The sequence below is a fragment of the Kitasatospora sp. NPDC090308 genome (assembly GCF_044769485.1).
Taxonomy (GTDB): Bacteria; Actinomycetota; Actinomycetes; order Streptomycetales; family Streptomycetaceae; genus Kitasatospora; species Kitasatospora fiedleri.
Genome location: NZ_JBIVXY010000023.1, coordinates 42,610 through 61,663 on the forward strand (window position 1 = coordinate 42,610; position 19,054 = coordinate 61,663).

General features: G+C 73.9%; 16 protein-coding genes. 5 read left to right on the top strand and 11 right to left on the bottom strand.

The annotated features are described in order from the left end of the window. Nucleotides 1-7: 7 nt before the first annotated feature. The 5 genes from ACIQVD_RS32235 to ACIQVD_RS32255 all read right to left on the bottom strand — a co-directional run bounded on the left by ACIQVD_RS32235 (nucleotide 8) and on the right by ACIQVD_RS32255 (nucleotide 6,180). The gene (locus ACIQVD_RS32235; RefSeq protein ID WP_402292523.1) at nucleotides 8-904 is read right to left on the bottom strand and encodes a glutamate ABC transporter substrate-binding protein; all 897 of its coding nucleotides are present in this window, start codon (nucleotides 902-904) and stop codon (nucleotides 8-10) included. A 25-nt stretch (nucleotides 905-929) separates the two neighbouring features. Continuing rightward, nucleotides 930-1,673 (bottom strand): amino acid ABC transporter ATP-binding protein, encoded by a 744-nt coding sequence (locus tag ACIQVD_RS32240; RefSeq protein WP_402292532.1) that lies wholly within the window; start codon nucleotides 1,671-1,673, stop codon nucleotides 930-932. Nucleotides 1,674-1,735: 62 nt separating this feature from the next. Then, nucleotides 1,736-1,984: a LapA family protein gene (locus ACIQVD_RS32245; RefSeq protein ID WP_100835509.1), complete on the bottom strand. Its 249-nt coding sequence runs from the start codon at nucleotides 1,982-1,984 to the stop codon at nucleotides 1,736-1,738. 194 nt (nucleotides 1,985-2,178) lie between these two features. Beyond that, nucleotides 2,179-3,951: an ABC transporter ATP-binding protein gene (locus ACIQVD_RS32250; protein WP_402292524.1), complete on the bottom strand. Its 1,773-nt coding sequence runs from the start codon at nucleotides 3,949-3,951 to the stop codon at nucleotides 2,179-2,181. 144 nt (nucleotides 3,952-4,095) lie between these two features. Then, the gene (locus tag ACIQVD_RS32255; RefSeq protein ID WP_402292525.1) at nucleotides 4,096-6,180 is read right to left on the bottom strand and encodes an ABC transporter transmembrane domain-containing protein; all 2,085 of its coding nucleotides are present in this window, start codon (nucleotides 6,178-6,180) and stop codon (nucleotides 4,096-4,098) included. Nucleotides 6,181-6,661: 481 nt separating this feature from the next. Between ACIQVD_RS32255 and ACIQVD_RS32260 the strand changes: the two genes are divergently transcribed. Further along, nucleotides 6,662-7,501, top strand: coding sequence for an aldo/keto reductase (locus ACIQVD_RS32260; RefSeq protein WP_402292533.1), 840 nt, complete (start codon nucleotides 6,662-6,664; stop codon nucleotides 7,499-7,501). Between the two features lie 164 nt (nucleotides 7,502-7,665). On the opposite strand, the gene ACIQVD_RS32265 is transcribed toward ACIQVD_RS32260, so the two are convergent. Beyond that, entirely contained in the window at nucleotides 7,666-8,466 is an 801-nt protein-coding gene (locus ACIQVD_RS32265; protein WP_233533620.1) for a MarR family winged helix-turn-helix transcriptional regulator, read from the bottom strand. Nucleotides 8,467-8,973: 507 nt separating this feature from the next. Between ACIQVD_RS32265 and fabG the strand changes: the two genes are divergently transcribed. From fabG to ACIQVD_RS32285, 4 genes are all read left to right on the top strand, one after another. Further along, a complete protein-coding gene (gene fabG, locus ACIQVD_RS32270; protein ID WP_400689141.1) occupies nucleotides 8,974-9,759 on the top strand; it encodes a 3-oxoacyl-ACP reductase FabG in 786 nt (261 codons plus the stop codon). A gap of 172 nt (nucleotides 9,760-9,931) precedes the next feature. Further along, nucleotides 9,932-10,123 (top strand): hypothetical protein, encoded by a 192-nt coding sequence (locus ACIQVD_RS32275; protein WP_402292526.1) that lies wholly within the window; start codon nucleotides 9,932-9,934, stop codon nucleotides 10,121-10,123. 460 nt (nucleotides 10,124-10,583) lie between these two features. After that, nucleotides 10,584-11,450, top strand: a complete 867-nt coding sequence (locus tag ACIQVD_RS32280; RefSeq protein ID WP_402292527.1) for a phosphatase PAP2 family protein — start codon at nucleotides 10,584-10,586, stop codon at nucleotides 11,448-11,450. Between the two features lie 124 nt (nucleotides 11,451-11,574). Further along, nucleotides 11,575-11,826: a DUF6343 family protein gene (locus ACIQVD_RS32285; RefSeq protein ID WP_402292528.1), complete on the top strand. Its 252-nt coding sequence runs from the start codon at nucleotides 11,575-11,577 to the stop codon at nucleotides 11,824-11,826. A 36-nt stretch (nucleotides 11,827-11,862) separates the two neighbouring features. Here the strand turns inward: ACIQVD_RS32285 and ACIQVD_RS32290 are convergent, their stop codons facing one another. The 5 genes from ACIQVD_RS32290 to shc all read right to left on the bottom strand — a co-directional run bounded on the left by ACIQVD_RS32290 (nucleotide 11,863) and on the right by shc (nucleotide 19,053). After that, the gene (locus ACIQVD_RS32290; protein WP_400689135.1) at nucleotides 11,863-13,254 is read right to left on the bottom strand and encodes an aspartate aminotransferase family protein; all 1,392 of its coding nucleotides are present in this window, start codon (nucleotides 13,252-13,254) and stop codon (nucleotides 11,863-11,865) included. A gap of 19 nt (nucleotides 13,255-13,273) precedes the next feature. Further along, on the bottom strand, nucleotides 13,274-15,199 hold the full coding sequence (gene dxs / locus ACIQVD_RS32295) for a 1-deoxy-D-xylulose-5-phosphate synthase (protein ID WP_402292529.1): 1,926 nt from the start codon (nucleotides 15,197-15,199) through the stop codon (nucleotides 13,274-13,276). A 124-nt stretch (nucleotides 15,200-15,323) separates the two neighbouring features. Further along, nucleotides 15,324-16,349, bottom strand: a complete 1,026-nt coding sequence (hpnH, locus tag ACIQVD_RS32300; protein WP_100835518.1) for an adenosyl-hopene transferase HpnH — start codon at nucleotides 16,347-16,349, stop codon at nucleotides 15,324-15,326. 3 nt (nucleotides 16,350-16,352) lie between these two features. Continuing rightward, nucleotides 16,353-17,021 carry a 1-hydroxy-2-methyl-2-butenyl 4-diphosphate reductase gene (locus ACIQVD_RS32305; RefSeq protein WP_400689127.1) on the bottom strand — a complete coding sequence of 223 codons (669 nt, stop codon included), beginning with the start codon at nucleotides 17,019-17,021 and terminating at the stop codon, nucleotides 16,353-16,355. A 73-nt stretch (nucleotides 17,022-17,094) separates the two neighbouring features. Beyond that, nucleotides 17,095-19,053, bottom strand: coding sequence for a squalene--hopene cyclase (gene shc, locus ACIQVD_RS32310; RefSeq protein ID WP_400689124.1), 1,959 nt, complete (start codon nucleotides 19,051-19,053; stop codon nucleotides 17,095-17,097). Nucleotide 19,054: the final 1 nt, after the last annotated feature.

Consider the following 19,054-nt stretch of genomic DNA (forward strand, 5'->3'; position numbering starts at 1 on the left):
CCTCCCTCTACTGGTACCGGTCGACGGCCGGCGGCTCGGGCGCGGGCACCCCGGACAGGCCGAGCGTCGCCTCGTACGCCTTCTTCCAGTCGCCGTTCTGCTCGTGCCGCTCCAGCGCGTCGTCCAGCGCCAGGCGCAGCGCGGTGTCGTTCTTCGGCACGCCGATGCCGTACGGCTCGGTGGAGAACGGCTGCCCGGCGATCTTCAACTCCTCCGGGACCTTCGCCGCGTAGCCCTGCAGGATCGCGTTGTCGGTGGTCACCGCGTCGACCTGGCCGGTGATCAGGTTGTCCACGCAGGCCGAGTAGGTGTCGTAGCCGATCAGCTTGGCCTTCGGGTAGTCCTGCTGGATCCGCTGGTACGGGGTCGCCCCGGCGGCCGAGCAGACCTTCCGCCCGGCCAGGTCCTGCGGCCCGTCGATCCCGGTCTCGTCCTTGCGGACCAGCAGGGACTGCCCGGCGGTGAAGTACGGCCCGGCGAAGCCGACCAGCTTCTTGCGGTTGTCGTTGATGGTGTAGGTGCCCACGTAGTAGTCGACCTGTCCGTTCTGCAGCGCCGTCTCGCGGTTGGCGGAGGCGATGGTGCGGAACTCGATCTGCTCCGGGGCGAAGCCCAGGTCGGCGCCGACCATCTTGGCGATCTCGATGTCGAAGCCGGAGTACGCGCCGGTCGCCGGGTTCTTCTGCCCCAGGTACGGCTGGTCCTCCTTGGCGCCCACCACCAGGTGGCCGCGGGCGCGGGCCGCGTCCAGGGTCGGCGAGCCGGTGACGGCGTCGCCGCCGCGCACCTGGTAGCTGGGCAGCGCGCCGGCCTGCGGGCCCTTCGGCGGCGGGGTGCCCTCCTTGCCGCAGCCGGACAGGCCCGCCAGCACCGCGAGCACCGCGAGCACCGCGAGCAGGGGCACGAGGCGTCTCCTCACCCGGACCACCTCAGTGCTTCAGGATCTTGGAGAGGAAGTCCCGGGCCCGCTCGCTGCGCGGGTCGGCGAAGAACTCCTCGGGGACGCGGTCCTCGACGATCCGGCCGTCCGCCATGAACACCACGCGGTTGGCGGCCGACCGGGCGAAGCCCATCTCGTGGGTCACCACCACCATCGTCATGCCCTCGGCGGCCAGCGAGCGCATCACCTCCAGCACCTCGTTGATCATCTCGGGGTCGAGCGCGGAGGTCGGCTCGTCGAACAGCAGCGCCTTCGGGTCCATCGCCAGCGCCCGGGCGATCGCCACCCGCTGCTGCTGGCCGCCGGACAGCTGCGCCGGGTACTTGGCCGCGTGCGCCTCCAGCCCGACCCGCTCCAGCAGTTGGCGGCCCTTGGCCTCCGCCTCGGCCTTCCCGCGCTTGCGGACCTTGACCTGGGCCAGCGTCACGTTCTGCAGCACCGTCTTGTGCGCGAACAGGTTGAAGGACTGGAACACCATCCCCACCTCGGCGCGCAGCTTCGCCAGGCCCTTGCCCTCCGCGGGCAGCGGCTGCCCCTCGATCAGGATGCTGCCGCTCTCCACCGTCTCCAGCCGGTTGATCGCCCGGCACAGCGTGGACTTGCCCGACCCGGAGGGGCCGATCACCACCACGACCTCGCCCCGGCCCACCACCAGGTCGATGTCCTGGAGCACGTGCAGCTGCCCGAAGTGCTTGTTCACCCCGCGCAGTTCGATCAGCGGCTCCCCCACCAGGCCGCCCGGCCCCCCTGCCGGCACTCCTCCCGGTGCCGCCCCGGCGCCCTCCCCCGGGGCCGTCACCTGGCGCGCCGCCCCTTCAGCAGCCAGCCCAGCGCCGTCCCGGCCAGCAGCGTCGCCAGCAGTGCGATCCACAGCGGGCAGGTGACGGTGAACACCCAGAACTGGATCCTCACCTTCTCCAGGTTGGCGAACAGGAACCAGATCGCCAGCACCACGATGACGCCGATCCCGATGTACCGGGTCGGAATCCCCGCGATCTCGTTGCGCTGGGTGCCTGACGGAGAACCACCTGATGTCTTGGTCACCCCCGCAGTCTGCGCCCGCCCCGCCCACCGACCACCGCGCCACCCCGCCGCCGGCCGCCATTCACCCGCCCATTCACCCGTCCGCGCCACACCCCCTCCGGGGCGGCGGACGGGTGGTGCGGCGGCGGGGCCCGCCCACCGGACCGCCGCCCCTCCCGTCGGGCCGTCACCTCTCCTCGGGTCTCCTCGGGCCGCTACCTCTCGTCGCGCCAGGACCGCCAGAGCGCCGCGTACGGCCCGCCGGAGGCCACCAGCTCCGGGTGCGGCCCGTACTCGGTGATCCGGCCCTGCTCGACCACCGCGATCACGTCGGCGTCGTGCGCGGTGTGCAGGCGGTGGGCGATCGCCACCACGGTGCGCCCGGCCAGCACTCGGGAGAGCGAGCGCTCCAGGTGCCGGGCCGCCCGTGGGTCGAGCAGCGAGGTGGCCTCGTCCAGCACCAGGGTGTGCGGGTCGGCCAGCACCAGCCGGGCCAGCGCCAGTTGCTGGGCCTGGGCGGGCGTCAGCGCGGCGCCGCCGGAGCCGACCTCGGTGTCCAGCCCGTCCGGCAGCGCGTCCACCCACTCCTCGGCGTCGACCGCGGCCAGCGCGGCCCGCAGTTCGGTGTCGTCGGCCTCCGCCCGGGCCAGGTGCAGGTTGTCCCGCAGGGTGCCGACGAAGACGTGGTGCTCCTGGTTGACCAGCGCGACCTCGGTGCGCACCCGCTCGGCCGGCATCCGCGACAGCTGGGCCCCGCCGAGCGTGACCAGGCCCCGGCCCGGCGCGTAGATGCCCGCCAGCAGCCGGCCCAGCGTCGACTTGCCCGCCCCCGACGGCCCGACCAGGGCCACCCGGCTGCCCGGCTCGACGTCCAGCGTGATGTCGCGCAGCACGTCCGCCCCCTCGTGGTAGCCGAAGCTGACCTCCCGGGCCTCGACCCGGCGGCCGTCCGGGCGCAGCGCCGCGTCGGTCTCCGGCTCGGCGACCTCGTGGACGCCGACCAGCCGGGCCAGCGAGGTCTGCCCGACCTGCAACTCGTCGTACCAGCGCAGGATCCGGGAGACCGGGTGCACCAGCGCCTGGGCGTACAGCACGCCGGTGGTCAGCCGGCCCGGGCTGACCCAGCCGTGCAGGGCGAACAGCCCGCCCAGCACCAGGGTGCCGAGCACGGCCAGCGCGTAGGTGCCGTCCACGGTGGGGAACCAGACGCTGCGCAGCCACAGCGTGTACCGCTCCCAGGAGACCCACTCGCGGATCTTCCGGTCGGTCAGTTGCACCCGGCGGTCGCCGAGCCGCAGCGCCTCGACCGTCCGCCCGGCGTCGACCGTCTCGGCGAGCACGGTGTTGACCGCCGCGTACCCGGCCGACTCGTTTCGGTACGACTGCGGGGCCCGGCGGAAGTACCACCGGGAGGTGAAGAACAGCAGCGGCAGGCCGAGCACGGCGGTGGCGGCCAGCAGCGGCGAGGTGACCAGCAGCGCGCCGAGCACCAGCACCACCGAGACCACCGCGACCACCAGTTCGGGCACCGCGTCGCGGACCGAGCGGGCCAGCCGGTCGATGTCGGTGGTGCCCCGGGAGACCAGGTCCCCGGTGCCGGCCCGCTCCAGCACGCCGAGCGGCAGCGCCACCGAGCGGACCAGGAAGTCCTCCCGCAGTTCGGCCAACGCCTCCTCGCCGAGCACGCTGCCGCGCAGCAGCGACAGCCCGGTGAACACCGACTGCACCACCAGCGCGGCTAGGTACCACCCGATCGCGGCGGCGATCCGCCCGCCGCCGCTCCCCGCCGACAGCGACTGCACCAGCGACCCGAGCACCGCCGGCCCGACCAGCCCCGCCACCGTCGCCGTCCCGTGCAGCGCCACCACCGCCGCCAGGCCCCCGCGGTGCCGCCGCAGCAGCATCCGCCCGTACGCCCGCACGGCCGCGGTGGAGCCGACCGGCAGCGTGGTGGCCGGCCCCTGCTCGTGGATCTTCGGGGGCTTCACGGCGTGCTCCTTCGGTTTCGACCGCGGCTGCGGCGACGACTACGGCCACGGCTGCGGCCACAGCTACGACTGCGGATCGGCTGGACGTCCGGACGGCGGCCGGCCGCCGGGCCGGGCCGGGCCGGGGGCCGGACGGGTGCCCGCTCACTCCGCACCCCCCGGCAGCACCGAGCCCACCGGCACCTCGGCCGACCCCGCCGGACCGCCCGGCCCCACCGGCTCCGATGCGCCCACCGGCTCCGGCGCGCCGGTCTCCGGCGGCGCGCTCTCGTCCCGGGTGACGACGGCCCGGTAGCGCGGCTCGACGGCCATCAGCTCGCGGTGGGTGCCGGTGGCGGCGACCCGACCCCGCTGGAGCAGCAGGACGGTGTCGGCCTGGTCGAGCAGCAGCGGGCTGGTGGCGAAGACCACCGTGGTGCGCCCGGCCCGCAGTTCGCGCAGGCCCGCGGCGATCCGCGCCTCGGTGTGGGCGTCGACGGCGCTGGTCGGCTCGTCGAGCACCAGCACCGGCGGGTCGGCCACCAGCGCGCGGGCCAGCGCGAGGCGCTGGCGCTGGCCGCCGGAGAGCGAGCGGCCGCGCTCGGTGATCCGGGCCGCCATCGGGTCGTCCGCGCATTCGGGCGAGCCCTCGACCAGTGCCTCCAGCGCGTCCTGCGCGCGGGCGGCGGCCAGCGCCTCGGCGGGTCCGACCCGGCCGGAGCGGGGGACGTCGAACAGGTCGGCCAGGGTGCCGGAGAGCAGCACCGGCTCCTTGTCGTGGACCAGCACCGCCGCCCGGGCGGCGGCCAGCGGCACCCCGTCCAGGGCGACCCCGCCGAGCCGGACGGAGGGCTTGGCCCGCTCGCCCTCGGCGAGCACCGGCCGCCCGCCGAGCCGGGCCGCCAACTCCCCCGCCGCGTCCGGGTCCCCGCAGACCACGGCGGTCAGCCGACCGGCCCGGACGGTCAGCCCGCTGACCGGGTCGTGCAGGTCCGACCGCGCGGCCCGGCGCACCAGCTCCGCCACCCCGGACGAGCCGACCGCCACCCCCGCACCGTCCGCGTCCACTGCCCCGCCGGAACCGTCCGCACCCGGCACGTCAGCGCCTTCAACACCGTCCGCGAAGACGGGATCTGACGTCTCGTCACCATTGCCCTCGGCCGCCCCGCCAGAGCCGTCCCCACCCGGAACGTCAACGCCGTCCGCGAAGACCCGATCTGACGATCCGCCACCCTCACCCCCGGCCGCCCCGCCCTCGCGGGTCAGCGAGAGCACCTTGACCGCCCGCCCGGCGGAGACCCGGGCGACGCTCCAGGCGTGCGCGGCCTCGCCGATCACCCGCAGCGGGGCGGCGAGGAAGGCGGTGGCCCCGTAGACGGCGATCAGCTCGCCGACGCCGATCGACCCGTCGAGGGCCAGCCGGGCGCCGTACCAGGTGACGCCGATGACGAACAGGCCGGGCAGCAGCACCTCCTGGGCCTGCATCACCGCCCAGGTCCGGGCGGTGCGGACGGCGGCGGCCCGGACCCGCTGGGAGGCGGCCCGGTAGCGGCGCAGGAACAGCTCCTCGCCGCCGATGCCGCGCAGCACCCGCAGCCCGGCCACCGTGTCGGCGGCCAGCTCGGAGGCCCGGCCGCCGAGCGCCCGCTGCTCGGTGTAGCGCCGCTCGAACGGCCCGAGCAGCGGCCACACTGCGACGGCCAGCACGGGCACCCCGAGCAGCACGGCCAGCCCGAGGCCGGGCTGGCGCCACAGCACCACGGCGCTGACGCCGAGCCAGGCCAGCACCGCGCCGCGCAGCCGGGCGGTGAGTTCGACGTACCAGCCGATCTTCTCGACGTCGCCGCTGGAGACGGCGACGATCTCGCCGGTGGCGATCCGCCGGCTCAGGCCGCCGCCCAGCGCGGAGGCCTGGCGGGCCACCAACTGGCGGACCTGGGAGGCGGCGTGGATCCAGTTCCACACCACCTGGCGGTGCACCAGCACCGTCATCGCGGTCTGCGTGGCGGACAGCAGTAGGGCGAGCAGCCCGGCCGTCAGCAGGGCGCGGGTGTCCCGGTCGACGACGGCCTGGACGCCGCGGCCGACCGCGACGGGCAGCGCGGCCATCGAGCCGAGCTCCAGGGTGCACCACAGCGTGGCGAGCAACTGGCCCCGGCGCTGGGCCCGGCCGAGCCAGCGCAGGAAGCCGAGCGGTGAGCTGAGGTCCGGGCTGCCGGGATCGGGCAGCGGAAGGGGGACGAGCGGCATGGTCGCTCCGTTACGGGGACGGGACGGGCAGGGGAGCGCCCGGACGGGACGCGGCGGGACAGCAGGCCAGAAGCGGGGAGCAGGAGGGAGGGAGGACGTCCGGCCGGGGGAACACGGGCGGGCGGCGTCGGTCGGCCGGGCCCGGTGCGGGCTCCGGCGCGTCGGAGGTGCGCGGCGGAAGGCGTGGTCAGCTCGTCACATGCGGTGAGCCTGGCCGTCCCGCTGTGACGCACGCAACAGGTTTTCCGGCGGATCGGCCCGATCCGGCCGTCGGCCCCGTCCACTTTCATCCGTTCCGGGGAACTCTCCGGTGCGGGGAATAAGCCGGAGTTCACCGCCGTTGCCACCGCTCCGGAAGCAGAGAAGCAGAAGCCAACCGCAACCGAAGGGCACTCCTTCCGTGACCAGCACCCCCGCAGTACCCCCGACCACCTCGACCTCCTCGACCCCCTCGGCCGAGGCGGTCCCCGCGGTCCCCTCGATCGCACTGAACAACGGCGTGCGCATCCCGCAGCTCGGCTTCGGCGTCTGGCAGGTGCCGGACGAGGAGGCCGTCCCGGCGGTGCGCACCGCGCTGGAGGCCGGCTACCGCTCGATCGACACCGCCGCGATCTACGAGAACGAGACGGGCACCGGCCAGGCGATCGCCGAGTCCGGCGTGGCCCGCGACGAGCTGTTCGTGACCACCAAGCTGTGGAACTCCGGCACCGTCGACTGGTCCGGCGAGCAGGGCCGGGGCCGGGTGCTGCGCGCCTTCGACGAGTCGCTCGGCCGCCTCGGCCTCGACCGGCTGGACCTGTACCTGATCCACTGGCCGCGCCCGATGCACGGCAACACCTTCCTGAACATCTGGCGCGCCTTCGAGCAGCTGCACGCCGAGGGCCGGGTCCGCGCGATCGGCGTCTCGAACTTCCGGGTGGCGGACTTGGAGCTGCTGCTCAAGGAGGCCGAGGTGAAGCCGGTGCTCAACCAGATCGAGCTGCACCCCTACTTCCCGCAGGCCGAGCTGCGCGCCCTGCACGCCGAGCACGGCATCGCCACCGAGGCGTGGAGCCCGCTGGGCCAGGGCAAGGACCTGCTGGCCGAGCCCGCCCTGCTGGCCGTCGCCGCCAAGCACGGCCGCACCGCGGCCCAGGTGGTGCTGCGCTGGCACCTGCAGTCCGGCGTGATCGCCATCCCGAAGTCGGTCACCCCCGCCCGGATCCGGGAGAACCTGGACGTCACGGGCTTCGAGCTGGACGCCGAGGACCTGGCCGCGATCGACGGGATCGCCACCGGGCAGCGGATCGGCCCGGACCCGGCCGCCTTCGACTGGAACTGACGCCCCGTCCGCTGACGCAGAGTCAGCAAGGAGCGGGTCCGTGAACGTCGGAAGGGGCCGACACCCGAGGGTGTCGGCCCCTTCCGACACGTCCCGGGCGGTGCCGCGTTACCGGCCGGGGCGCGGTCGCCGCCCGAACGACCGGGCGACGCTTTGCAGAATCGTTACAGCCGGGCCGCCTTCGCGAGCAGGGCGAGCGCCTGCGCGTGCTCCTGCGGCTCCAGCGGGGAGAGCAGCGCCTCCTGGACCTCGCGGACCCCGGCGGTGGAGCGGTGCAGCAGCTCCTGGCCGGTCGGGGAGAGCGAGAGCAGGTTGCGCCGACCGTCCGAGGGGTCGCGGCGGCGCAGCACCAGGCCGCGCCGGACCAGCCGGCTGACCATCTCGGCCATCGTCGCCTTGTCCAGCGAGGCCAGTTCGCCGACCGTGCGCTGGTCGGCGCCCGGCTCGGTCTCCAGCGCGTCCAGCACCGCGTACTGAGGTGCCGTCAGCTCGGTGCCGACCTTCTCCGACCAGAGCTTGGTGTGCACCTGCTGGGCGACCCGGATCAGGTAGCCGATGGCCCGCTGGGCGTCCAGCGTGGGCCGGGCGTCCCCCATCACGGCGACCGCGGAGGGCTCCAGCCGGGCTATCCGGGCCATCACCCGGACGATCTCCAGCTGCTCCTCGGGGCTGAGCGGCTCGAACAGGGTCCGCTGGACCCGGACCACGCCGCCGGTCGCCTCGCGCACGGCCTGAGCGCCGTTCTGCGAGAGGGCCAGCAGCTTGCGCCGGCCGTCGGCCGGGTCCCGGCGGCGGAGCACCAGGCCCCGCCGGACCAGCCGGGCGACCATCTCGGCCATGGTCGCCTTGTCGAGCGAGGCCCGTTCGCCGACCGTGCGCTGGTCGGCTCCGGGCTCCAGGGCCAGTACCAGCAGCACCGCGAACTGCGGGGCCGTCAGCTCGGTACCGACGTATTCGGACCACAAGCGGGTGTGCACCTGCTGGGCCACGCGGATGAGGTGACCGGGCGACTGCTGCAGTCGGCCGGGCACGCGGGTTGTCGGGATCTCCCCCAGCACCATGAAATCCGTCCCGGTGTCACGCCCGGGTGTGTGTGGGACACCCGAGCGGGGCAGTAACGGCGAGTGAGCATCCCGCTGTGAGTGAGGACGCGCCGGCCGTGCAGCCGGTGGCTGCTGGCGCACACTATACAAACGGTCGGCCTGGACTGGCAGGTAGGGGCGCAGAGTAGTCGCAGGTTCGGTGAAGTTGGCATATTTCCCCCGTATGTCGGGTCCACGACCAATCCGGTTCACCCGCTCGGCCGCTTTCCGCCCTCACCCTCCGTCACCTGCGGCGCTGCCCCTGGTCGGAAACCCTACCCGTCGGTAAGGTTGCCGGGCTGCGCTGTGCGCACCTCCTTTATTTCTCATCCACGGGTCACCGGCCCGCGCCGGTCCCGTCGTCCGACTTCGAGAGAGACGAGTACGAAGATGACCGAGCAGAGCACGTCCGTGACCGCCGACGCTCCGGTGCGGGTGGCCGTCGTGACGGGTGCGGCCCGTGGGATCGGAGCGGCCACCGCGCTCCGACTGGCAGCGGACGGTTACGCCGTCGCCGTGGTCGACCTGGCGGAGGACGCCGCCAAGGACACCGTCGAGGCGATCGAGGCCGCGGGCGGCCGCGCGCTGGCCGTCGGCGCGGACGTCTCGGACGCGGAGCAGGTGCAGGCCGCGGTGGACCGGATCGCCGCCGAGCTGGGCACCCCGGTGGTGCTGGTGAACAACGCGGGCGTGCTCCGCGACAACCTGCTGTTCAAGATGTCCGAGTCGGACTGGGACACCGTGATGAACGTCCACCTCAAGGGCGCCTTCCTGATGACCCGCGCGGTGCAGAAGCACATGGTGGCGGCCGGTTTCGGCCGGATCGTCAACCTCTCCTCCTCCTCCGCCCAGGGCAACCGCGGCCAGGCCAACTACTCGGCCGCCAAGGCCGGCCTCCAGGGCTTCACCAAGACCCTGGCGATCGAGCTCGGCAAGTTCGGCATCACCGCCAACGCGGTCGCCCCCGGCTTCATCGCCACCGACATGACCGCGGCCACCGCGGCCCGGGTCGGCATGGAGTTCGAGGCGTTCAAGCAGGCCGCCGCCTCCGCCATCCCGGTCCAGCGGGTCGGCGTGCCGGACGACATCGCGCACACCATCTCCTTCCTGGCTTCCGAGGGCGCCGGCTTCGTCTCCGGCCAGGTCATCTACGTCGCGGGCGGCCCGCTCGACTAGCCGGACGGCCGGACGGGCGGCGTGCGACACGCCCGCGGCGCGTTCGTGGTGCGCCGTCCGGGGCCCGGGTCCAGACTCGATGGCAGACCTCCCGCCGCCGGCCCGGCGGCGGGCGCGCCCCGCCGGAGGGGCCGGGCCGGTCCCTCCGGCGCTCCACCCACGGAGGATCTTGATGACCGATTCCACGGACAGCGAGTCCACGCCGACGCCCGACAACCTGCTGCACACCGGGGCCGAGCACCCGGTCGACCCCGAGGACCTGGTGATGGCCTCGGGGCGCACCCCCACCCCGGAGCTGCTCGCGAAGGCCAAGAAGCAGCTGGAGGAGCAGGGCGCGGCGGCCGTCGAGCGGCTGCTGCCCTGAGCCCGGCGCCGCCCGTTCGAATCGGCGGCCGATTTCCCGGAAGCGACCCGGAAGTGACCTGGGTCACGGGAAATCGGCCGCCTCATTCGTTCCCGCACTACCCTCTGGCCTATTGGAGAAACTGCCGGAATGCGGCGCTCCGGAGCGCCGGGGAGCGTGATTTCCCCCACCCTCCGCCCCTTTCCCCCGCCGCGGCCCCGGGGGTTGAACTGCCGCTATGGAGAAACCGGGGACGACACGTCACCGCCGGGTGACAGATCGGCCGAATAGCCCGGGTCTCTCCGGGCCGACCGGTAATGTCGAGGCCGTGCCAGCCAAGCCCGAATCCCCCGAGCAACCGATATCGACCGCACCGCGCACGGTTCCGGTCCGATCCGGACACGGTTCCCTCACCGGAACGACCGATTCCGCGCTCCCGTCGATCAGTCGGCGGCACGCCCTGCTCTTCGGCCTGGTCGGGGTGCTCTACCTGGTGGTGGTCCTGGCCATCCTGTACGACTCCCCGCTGGTCGACCTGGACTGGTCCCTCCAGCAGCTGCGGCCGTACCGGCAGTGGCCCGGGGCACTGCCGTACCTCGACATCTGGGTGATCGCCGGACAGCGCGGCCCGACCGCGATCGCGGCCTGCCTGTGGCTGGGCTGGCGCTGCTACCGCTCGCACTCCGCCCGGCCGCTGCTGGTGATGGGGATGGCGCTGCTCCTGCTGAACGTCACGGTCGGCGGGGTGAAGATCCTGACCGGCCGGCTGGGCCCGCACTACGCGCACTACGTGGGCTCGCCCGAGCTGTTCTCCGGCGGCAGCATCTTCCCCTCGGGCCACACCGCGAACGCCGTGGTCACCTGGGGCGTGCTGGCCTACCTGGCCACCCGCTGGCGGCGCACCGGCACCGTGCTGGCCGGGCTCACCGCGGCCTCGATCGGGCTGACCACCGTCTACCTGGGCACCCACTGGATCTCGGACGTGTTCGCGGGCTGGGCGGCGGGCGCACTGGTGCTGCTCTCGCTGCCGCTGGCCGAGCCGGCCGTCGCCGCGCTGGACCGGCGGGTGCTGGCCGCCTGGCACCGGGAGGGCCGCTTCGCCCGCCCGGCCGCCGCGCCCCGGCCCCGCCCGGCGGCGGCGGCCCGCCCGGCGTGGCCGCCGCACCCGCTGCCGTCCTCCGCTCAGCCCGCCCAGGCGCGCTCCACCACGCCGTCGCACACCGTCAGGTTGAGCCGGTCCGAGCGGTACTCCATGGTCAGCAGCACCTCCGGCGCCAGCACCCGCACGGTGCGCCAGCCGCGTTCGGCGGCCAGCGCCCGGGCCGGTTCCACCGGCAGCCCCGGGTAGTCGTCCAGCCGGTCGTCCATCGTCCCGCCTCCCCGTTCCCGAAAGGGTGGTGCCCCGCGAGGGGTCCTACCCTGGAAGGGTACGAGGGAGGCGGTTGCGTATGCGGCGGGCCAGGACGCCGAAGGTGTGGCGGAGCGGGAGCGAGCCGGTCACCGCGCGCAGTGACCTGAAGCTGCGGTTCCTGCTGTCGGTGCTGTTCGTGCCGTTCTTCGCGCTGTGCACGGCCGGGTTCGCGGTGTGGGCCGCGCTGGCCTCCCCGCACGGCGCGCCCAGCAGCGGGACGCTGGTGGTGTTCGCGGGGGGCTGCGGGGTGCTGACCCTGGTGGCGGCGGCGGACCTGTGGGTCGTGGTGCGCCGCCGCCGCACCGAGCTGTGAGCCCCCGGCGCCGTCAGGCCGGCGCCGGGGGCCCGGTCAGCGCGAGCCGACCGCCTGCTTGACCAGGGTCCGCCCGAAGTCCCACATCAGGCCGCTGCCGCGGTGGGCGTCGTCCATCACCTCGGTGAAGGCGTCGACGAAGCGGTCGACCTCCTTCTCGGTGACGATCAGCGGCGGGATCAGCTTGATCACCTCCAGGTGGTCGCCGGAGACCTGGGTGAGGATCCGGTGCCGCTGGAGCAGCGGGACGACCACCATCTGCGCGAACAGGCCCTTGCGGGCGGCCTGCAGCGCCGTCCAGCCGGTGCGCAGCTTGAGCGACTTGGGGCGGCCGAACTCGATGCCGATCATCAGCCCGCGCCCGCGCACCTCGGCGAGCAGCTCGTACCGCTCGGTCAGCGCCGCGAGCCTGGTCCGGAACAGCTCGCCGACCTTCGCGGCGTTCTCCACCACGCCCTCCTGCCGCATCACGTGCAGGGTGGCCAGGCCAGCCGCCATCGCCTGGGCGTTGGAGCCGAAGCTGGCGGAGTGGACCAGCACCCGGTCCATCGAGGAGTACACCTTCTCGAAGATCCACGACTTGCCGAGCGTCGCCCCGATCGGCACGTACCCGCCGGAGAGCGCCTTGGCGGCGCACACCAGGTCGGGGTGGACGCCCTCCTCGGCCTGGTAGGCGAAGAAGGTGCCGGTGCGGCCGACGCCGGTCTGCACCTCGTCGCAGATCAGCAGCGCCTTGTGCTCGTGCAGCAGCGCCTGGGCGGCGGCCAGCCAGCCGGGCGGCGGGGCGAGCACGCCCTTGCCCTGGATCGGCTCGACGATCAGCGCCGCGACGTCGCCCTTCCTGAGCTCCTTCGTCAGCGCGGCCAGGTCGCCGAGCGGGATCGGGGTGTCGGGCAGCAGCGGGTCGAAGCCCTTGCGGAAGCCGCCCTCGCCGTTGACGGACAGCGAGCCGGCGGTCAGGCCGTGGAAGGCGTGGTCGCAGTACAGGACGCGGCGCTTCCCGGTGGCGTACCGGGCGAACTTGAGCGCCGTCTCGACCGCCTCGGTGCCGCTGTTGCCGAAGAACACCCGGTCCAGGCCGGGCGCGTGGGCGATCAGCTGCTCGGCGAGCAGGCCGGGCAGCGGGGAGCAGTCGAAGCGGGTCAGGTCGGCCGTCTCCAGCTCCATCACCTGCTCGATCGCGGACCGGACGGCGGGGTGGTGCCGGCCGAGCGCGAAGATGCCGAACCCGGCGAGCATGTCGAGGTACTCGTTGCCCTCGGCGTCGTAGAAGTACGGGCCTTTGGCGCGTTCGTAGTACCGGTCGAAGCCGATGGTGTGCAGCATCCGGGGCAGCTGCGGGTTGAGGTAGCGGGCGTGCAGCTCGTAGCGCTCGCCGCCCCGGGCGTCGAGCAGGGCGGCGAGGTCGAGCGGTTCGGCCTGGGTCACGCTGGTTCGCTCCAATCGGTCACTTGCGCGGCACCCTGGGCCGGTACTCCTGGGCGCCGCTCCGCGTGCCGGGCAGCAGGCGGCGGGCGTAGGCGGCGGTCTGGGCGGCGACGCCGGTGCCGGTGAGCCCGATCTCCTCGAGGATCTCACCGCGCGAGGCGTGCGCCAGGAACTCCTGCGGGACGCCCAGGTCGCGCAGCGGGGTGTCGACCTCGGCGTCCCGCATGGCCTGGGCGACGGCCGCGCCGACGCCGCCGGCCCGGCCGTTGTCCTCGACGGTGACCACCATCCGGTGCGCGGCGGCCAGCGCGACGAGGGCGGGGTCGACCGGCTTGACCCAGCGCGGGTCGACCACGGTGGCGGTGATCCCGTCGGCGGCCAGCAGCGCGGCGGCGTCCAGGCAGGCGGCGGCCATCGGGCCGACGGCGACCAGCAGCACGTCGGGGCTGGGCCCGGTGCGGGCCAGCACGTCGACGCCGCCGATCCGTTCGACCGCCGGGATCGCGGGCCCGAGGTCGCCCTTGGGGAAGCGCACCACGGTGGGGGCGTCCTCGACGGCGACGGCCTCGCGGAGCTGTTCGCGCAGCCGGTCGGCGTCGCGCGGGGCGGCCAGCCGCAGCCCGGGGACGACCTGGAGGATCGACATGTCCCACATGCCGTTGTGCGAGGCCCCGTCGTTGCCGGTGACCCCGGCCCGGTCGAGCACGAAGGTGACGCCCAGCCGGTGCAGCGCGACGTCCATCAGGACCTGGTCGAAGGCCCGGTTCAGGAAGGTCGCGTAGACCGCGACGACCGGGTGCAGCCCGCCGGTGGCCAGGCCCGCGGCGGAGGCCACCGCGTGCTGCTCGGCGATCCCGACGTCGTAGGTGCGCCCGGGGTGGGCCGCGGCGAACGGGCCGAGCCCGACCGGGTGCAGCATCGCGGCGGTGATCGCCACGATGTCGGGCCGCTCGGCGCCGAGCGCGAGCATCTCCTGCCCGAACACGGACGTCCAGGAGGCGCCGGCGGACGGGGAGACCGGCAGGCAGGTGTACGGGTCGATCGGGCCCACCGCGTGGAAGCGGTCGGCCTCGTCCTGCTCGGCGGGCCGGTAGCCGCGGCCCTTGACGGTCAGGCAGTGCACGATGACCGGCCCGCCGAAGTGCCGGGCCTGGCGCAGCGCCTGCTCGACGGCGGCGATGTCGTGGCCGTCGATCGGGCCGAGGTACTTGAGGCCGAGGTCCTCGAACATGCCCTGCGGGGCGAAGGCGTCCTTGAAGCCCTTCTTGGCGCCGTGCAGCGCGTCGAACAGCGGCGGTCCGACCACCGGGGTGCGCTGGAGGGCGTCCTTGCCCCAGGCGAGGAAGCGCTCGTAGCCGCGGGTGGTGCGCAGGGTGGCGAGGTGGTGGGCCAGGCCGCCGATGGTCGGCGCGTAGGAGCGCTCGTTGTCGTTGACGACGATGACCAGCGGGCGGTCCTCGGCCTCGGCGATGTTGTTGAGCGCCTCCCAGGCCATGCCGCCGGTGAGCGCGCCGTCGCCGATCACCGCGACGGTGCAGCGGTCGACGCCGAGCAGCTGGTTGGCCTTGGCGATGCCGTCGGCGTAGCCGAGCGCGGTGGAGGCGTGCGAGTTCTCGATCAGGTCGTGCTCGGACTCGGCCCGCGAGGGGTAGCCGGACAGGCCGTCCTTGGCGCGCAGCCGGCCGAAGTCCTGCCGGCCGGTGAGCAGCTTGTGGACGTACGCCTGGTGGCCGGTGTCCCACAGCACGCGGTCGTGCGGGGAGTCGAAGACCCGGTGCAGGGCGATGCTGAGCTCGACCACGCCGAGGTTGGGGCCGAGGTGGCCGCCGGTGCGGGTGACGGCGTCGATCAGGAAGTCGCGGATCTCGTCGGCGAGCAGCGGCAGCTGCTCGGGGTGCAGGCGTCGGAGGTCGGCGGGCCCGGTGATCCGGCTCAGCAGTGGCATGGCGTACCCCTCACGGCTGGTTCGGTGTGCGTGGACTGTCGGTGTCCAGCCTGCGGCCCGGCGGTCGCGGTCGCCTGTCGGCGTGGGCCGCCCGCGCGGGCGCGGGCGGCCGGCTGACGGCCGGTCAGACCGCCTTGGGCGAGGCGAGCGTCTCGCGGGCGGCGCGGATCGACTCCTTGAGCGAGCCCATGGTGGCGAGCACCGCGGTCGGCTCGTAGCCGCAGTGGGCCATGCAGTTGTCGCAGCGCGGGTCGCGGCCGCGGCCGTACTTGTCCCAGTCGGTCTTCTCGATCAGTTCGCGGTAGGTGGGGACGTAGCCGTCCGACATCAGGTAGCAGGGGCGCTGCCAGCCGAACAGCGAGTAGTTGGGGATGCCCCAGGCGGTGCACTCGAAGTCGACCTTGCCCTCCAGGAAGTCCAGGAAGAGCGGGCTGTGGTTGAGCCGCCAGCGCCGCCGGTTGCCGCCGGCGAACGCCTTGCGGAACAGCTCGCGGGTCTGCTCGACGCCGAGGAAGTGCTCCTGGTCGGGGGCCTTCTCGTAGGCGTAGGCCGGGGAGATCATCATCTCGTCGACCTTGAGGTCGTCGTTGAGGAAGTCCAGCACCTCGACCACGGTCTGCGCGGTGTCGGTGTTGAAGAAGGTCGAGTTGGTGGTGACCCGGAAGCCCCGCCGCTTGGCCTCCTTGATCGCCTCGACCGCCTCCGCGAACGTCCCCTCCTTGGCCACCGAGGCGTCGTGCCGCTCCTCCAGGCCGTCGATGTGGACGGCGAAGGTGAAGTACGGCGAAGGGGTGAACTTCTCGAGCTTCTTGCGCAGCAGCAGGGCGTTGGTGCACAGGAAGACGTACTTGCGGCGGGCCACCAGCTGGCGGACGATCTCGTCGATCTGGGGGTGCATCAGCGGCTCGCCGCCGGCGATGGAGACCATCGGGGCCCCGCACTCCAGGACCGCGCCGACCGCCTGGGCGACCGGCATCCGCTGCTTGAGGACGCCCGCGGGGTGCTGGATCTTCCCGCAGCCCTCGCACTTGAGGTTGCAGGCGAACAGCGGCTCCAGCTCGACGATGAGCGGGAACTTCTTCCGGCCCCTGATCTTCTGCTGCATGAGGTAGGTGGACACGCGGACGGTCTGGCGCAGCGGCATGGCCATGGCTTAGCTCGCCTCCTGGGGGAGCGTCGAGGGCTGTGGGTTCGTCGGCTGGGCGGGCGCGGCAACGGCCTGCCGGTGCCACGCGGTGAGGGCGGGGACGGCGGCGCGCAGGGTCCGCCAGGCCCGCACCCCGGCGGGCAGGGTGCCGGGGCGGATCAGTTCCCGCTCGGGGGTGTCGACCACCACCCGCAGCACGGCCGCGGGCAGGTCGGGGGCGTGCGCGGCCCGGGCGGCCAGCACGGCGGCGGCCTCCATGTCGACGGCGAGCGCGCCCTCGCGGTGCAGCCGGGCCCGTTCGGCGCCGCGCACCACGTGGTCGGCGGTGCGGTGGGTGCCGAGGTGGACCCGCAGGCCGGCCTCCTCCAGGGCGGTGGCCAGCGCGGGCGCGGAGGCCAGCGGGTGGTCGCCGCCCTCGGCGTCGGTGACCCGGTCGGCGACGATCACCTCGCCGGGGCGCACCCCGGGCCCGAGCGCGGCGCCGAACCCGGCGACCAGCAGCGCGCCGTAGCCGCCGGCGTCGAGCAGGGCGGCGGCCCGGCGCCCGGCGGTCCGGCGGCCCATGCCGGTGCGGGCCAGCACCGGGGGGCCGCCGACCGCGCCGGACCAGTCACCGCCGCGCAGCGCCCAGGCTTCGGGCCCGAGCGCGCACAGCACCAGCAGCGGGGCGCTCACGCGTCCGCCCCGGTCTCGTCGGGCGGGCGCTCCGCGCCCGCGGTCCCTTCGATGATGGGCTCACTCCGTTCGCTCATCGTTCACCCGCTCGGCCGAGCGGGGCGTCGTGCACGTAGCGGCCGAGCGCGGTGACCGGGAAGACCAGCCGGTACAGGTGGTAGTTGATGGAGAAGTCCCAGGGGAAGCCGGTGCCGGTGAACTGTGGTTCGTCCCACGTCCCGTCGCCGCGCTGGGTGGCGGTGAGCCAGGCGACGCCGCGGGCGACCGGCTCGGAGTCGCGCTCGCCGGCCGCGAGCAGCGCCATCAGCGCCCAGGCGGTCTGCGAGGCGGTGGACTCGCCGCGGCCGGCCCAGGTGGCCGGGTCCTCGTAGGAGCGCATGTCCTCGCCCCAGCCGCCGTCCGGGTTCTGCCGGTCGGTCAGCCAGGCGACGGCGCGCCGGACGGCGGGGTGGCCGGGGGTGATCCCGGCGGCGATCAGCGCGGGCACCACCGAGCCGGTGCCGTAGATGTAGTTGGTGCCCCAGCGGCCGAACCAGGAGCCGTCCGCCTCCTGGTGGCGCAGCAGCCAGGCGACGCCGCGCCGGGTGCGCGGGTCCCGGGCGCGGCCGGTCTCGGCGAGCATCTCCACCACGTGCGCGGTGACGTCCGCCGAGGGCGGGTCGATGACCTCGCCGAAGTCGCAGAACGGGAGCTTGTTGGGGAGCTTGCTGGTGTTGTCGGCGTCGAAGGCCCCCCAGGCGCCGTCCTTGGACTGCATGCCGAGGTTCCAGCGGACGGCCCGCTCGACGGCGCCGTCCAGCCGGGCGGCGTCGGGGTGGTCGATCCGGCGCAGCGCGAGGACCACCTCGGCGGTGTCGTCCACGTCCGGGTAGGTGTCGTTCTCGAACTCGAAGGCCCAGCCGCCGGGGGCCAGCCGGGGGCGCTTGACGGCCCAGTCGCCGCGGGTGGTGATCTCCTCGTCGAGCATCCAGCCGCCGGCCCGGACCAGCGCGGGGTGGTCGCCGGGCAGTCCGGCGTCGCGCAGCGCGATGGCGGCCAGGCAGGTGTCCCAGACCGGGGACTGGCAGGCCTCCAGCCAGCGCTTGCCGTCCTCGGTGTGGACGGTGAAGGAGTCGAAGGCGGCGAGTCCGGCCTTCATCACCGGGTGGTCGAGCCGGTAGCCGAGCAGCCGCAGGGCGATCAGCGAGTAGACGGCGGGCGGCTGGATGCCGCCCCAGCAGCCGTCGGCCTCCTGCCGCTCGATGATCCAGGCGGCGGCCTGCCGCAGCGCCAGGCGGCGCACCGGCTTGATGGCGTGCCGGTGGTAGCGGTGCATCAGCTGGTCGAGCCGCTGGAACAGGCCGTCCCAGGTGTGCGGCGGGGCCAGCGGGCGCTCGGGGTACGGGTTCGCCGGGTCGGTGTGCAGCTCGGTGAGGTCGAACGGGGCGGGGCGGACCGGGCGGTGCGCGGAGACCACGGTGAGCGGGACGATGGTCTGCCGGGCCCACTGGCCGAAGGAGTAGATGTTCAGCGGCGCCCAGCTGGGCAGGAACAGCACCTCGGGCGGCAGCTCGGGGAGCTTCTCCCAGGGCCACCAGCCGAACAGGGCGAGCCAGATCCGGGTGAACACCCGGCTGGCGGCGATGCCGCCGCGCTCGCGGACGAAGGCGGCGGCGGCCCGCATGTGCGGGGCGTCCGGCGCGTCCCCGGCGAGCCGGAGGGCGACGTACGCCTCGACGGTGGTGGAGAGTTCGGGCGGGCCGCCGTGGAAGGTGGCCCAGGTGCCGTCCTCCCGCTGGCGGGAGCGGATCCAGGCCGCGGTGGCCCGGGTCTGCTCCTCGGTGCGGATGCCCAGGAACTCCCTGAGCAGCAGGTCTTCGGCGTCCATGGTGACGTTGGTCTCCAGGTCGCCCTTCCACCAGCCGTCGGCGTGCTGGAGTGACAGCAGGTGTGCGGTGGCACGGCTGAGCGCCGCCGCGGGTGAGGAATCGTCAGATCGTGTTAAGGCAACTGAGGTTTGGGGTCCGAGCCTTCCACCCGCGGTTGCTGTCACT

Excerpts from the sequence above, each read along its gene's own strand:
- ACIQVD_RS32255 (WP_402292525.1), bottom strand. The coding sequence starts at position 6,180 with ATGCCGCTCGTCCCCCTTCCGCTGCCCGATCCCGGCAGCCCGGACCTC.
- fabG (WP_400689141.1), top strand. The coding sequence starts at position 8,974 with ATGACCGAGCAGAGCACGTCCGTGACCGCCGACGCTCCGGTGCGGGTG.
- ACIQVD_RS32275 (WP_402292526.1), top strand. The coding sequence starts at position 9,932 with ATGACCGATTCCACGGACAGCGAGTCCACGCCGACGCCCGACAACCTG.
- dxs (WP_402292529.1), bottom strand. The coding sequence starts at position 15,199 with ATGCCACTGCTGAGCCGGATCACCGGGCCCGCCGACCTCCGACGCCTG.
- hpnH (WP_100835518.1), bottom strand. The coding sequence starts at position 16,349 with ATGGCCATGCCGCTGCGCCAGACCGTCCGCGTGTCCACCTACCTCATG.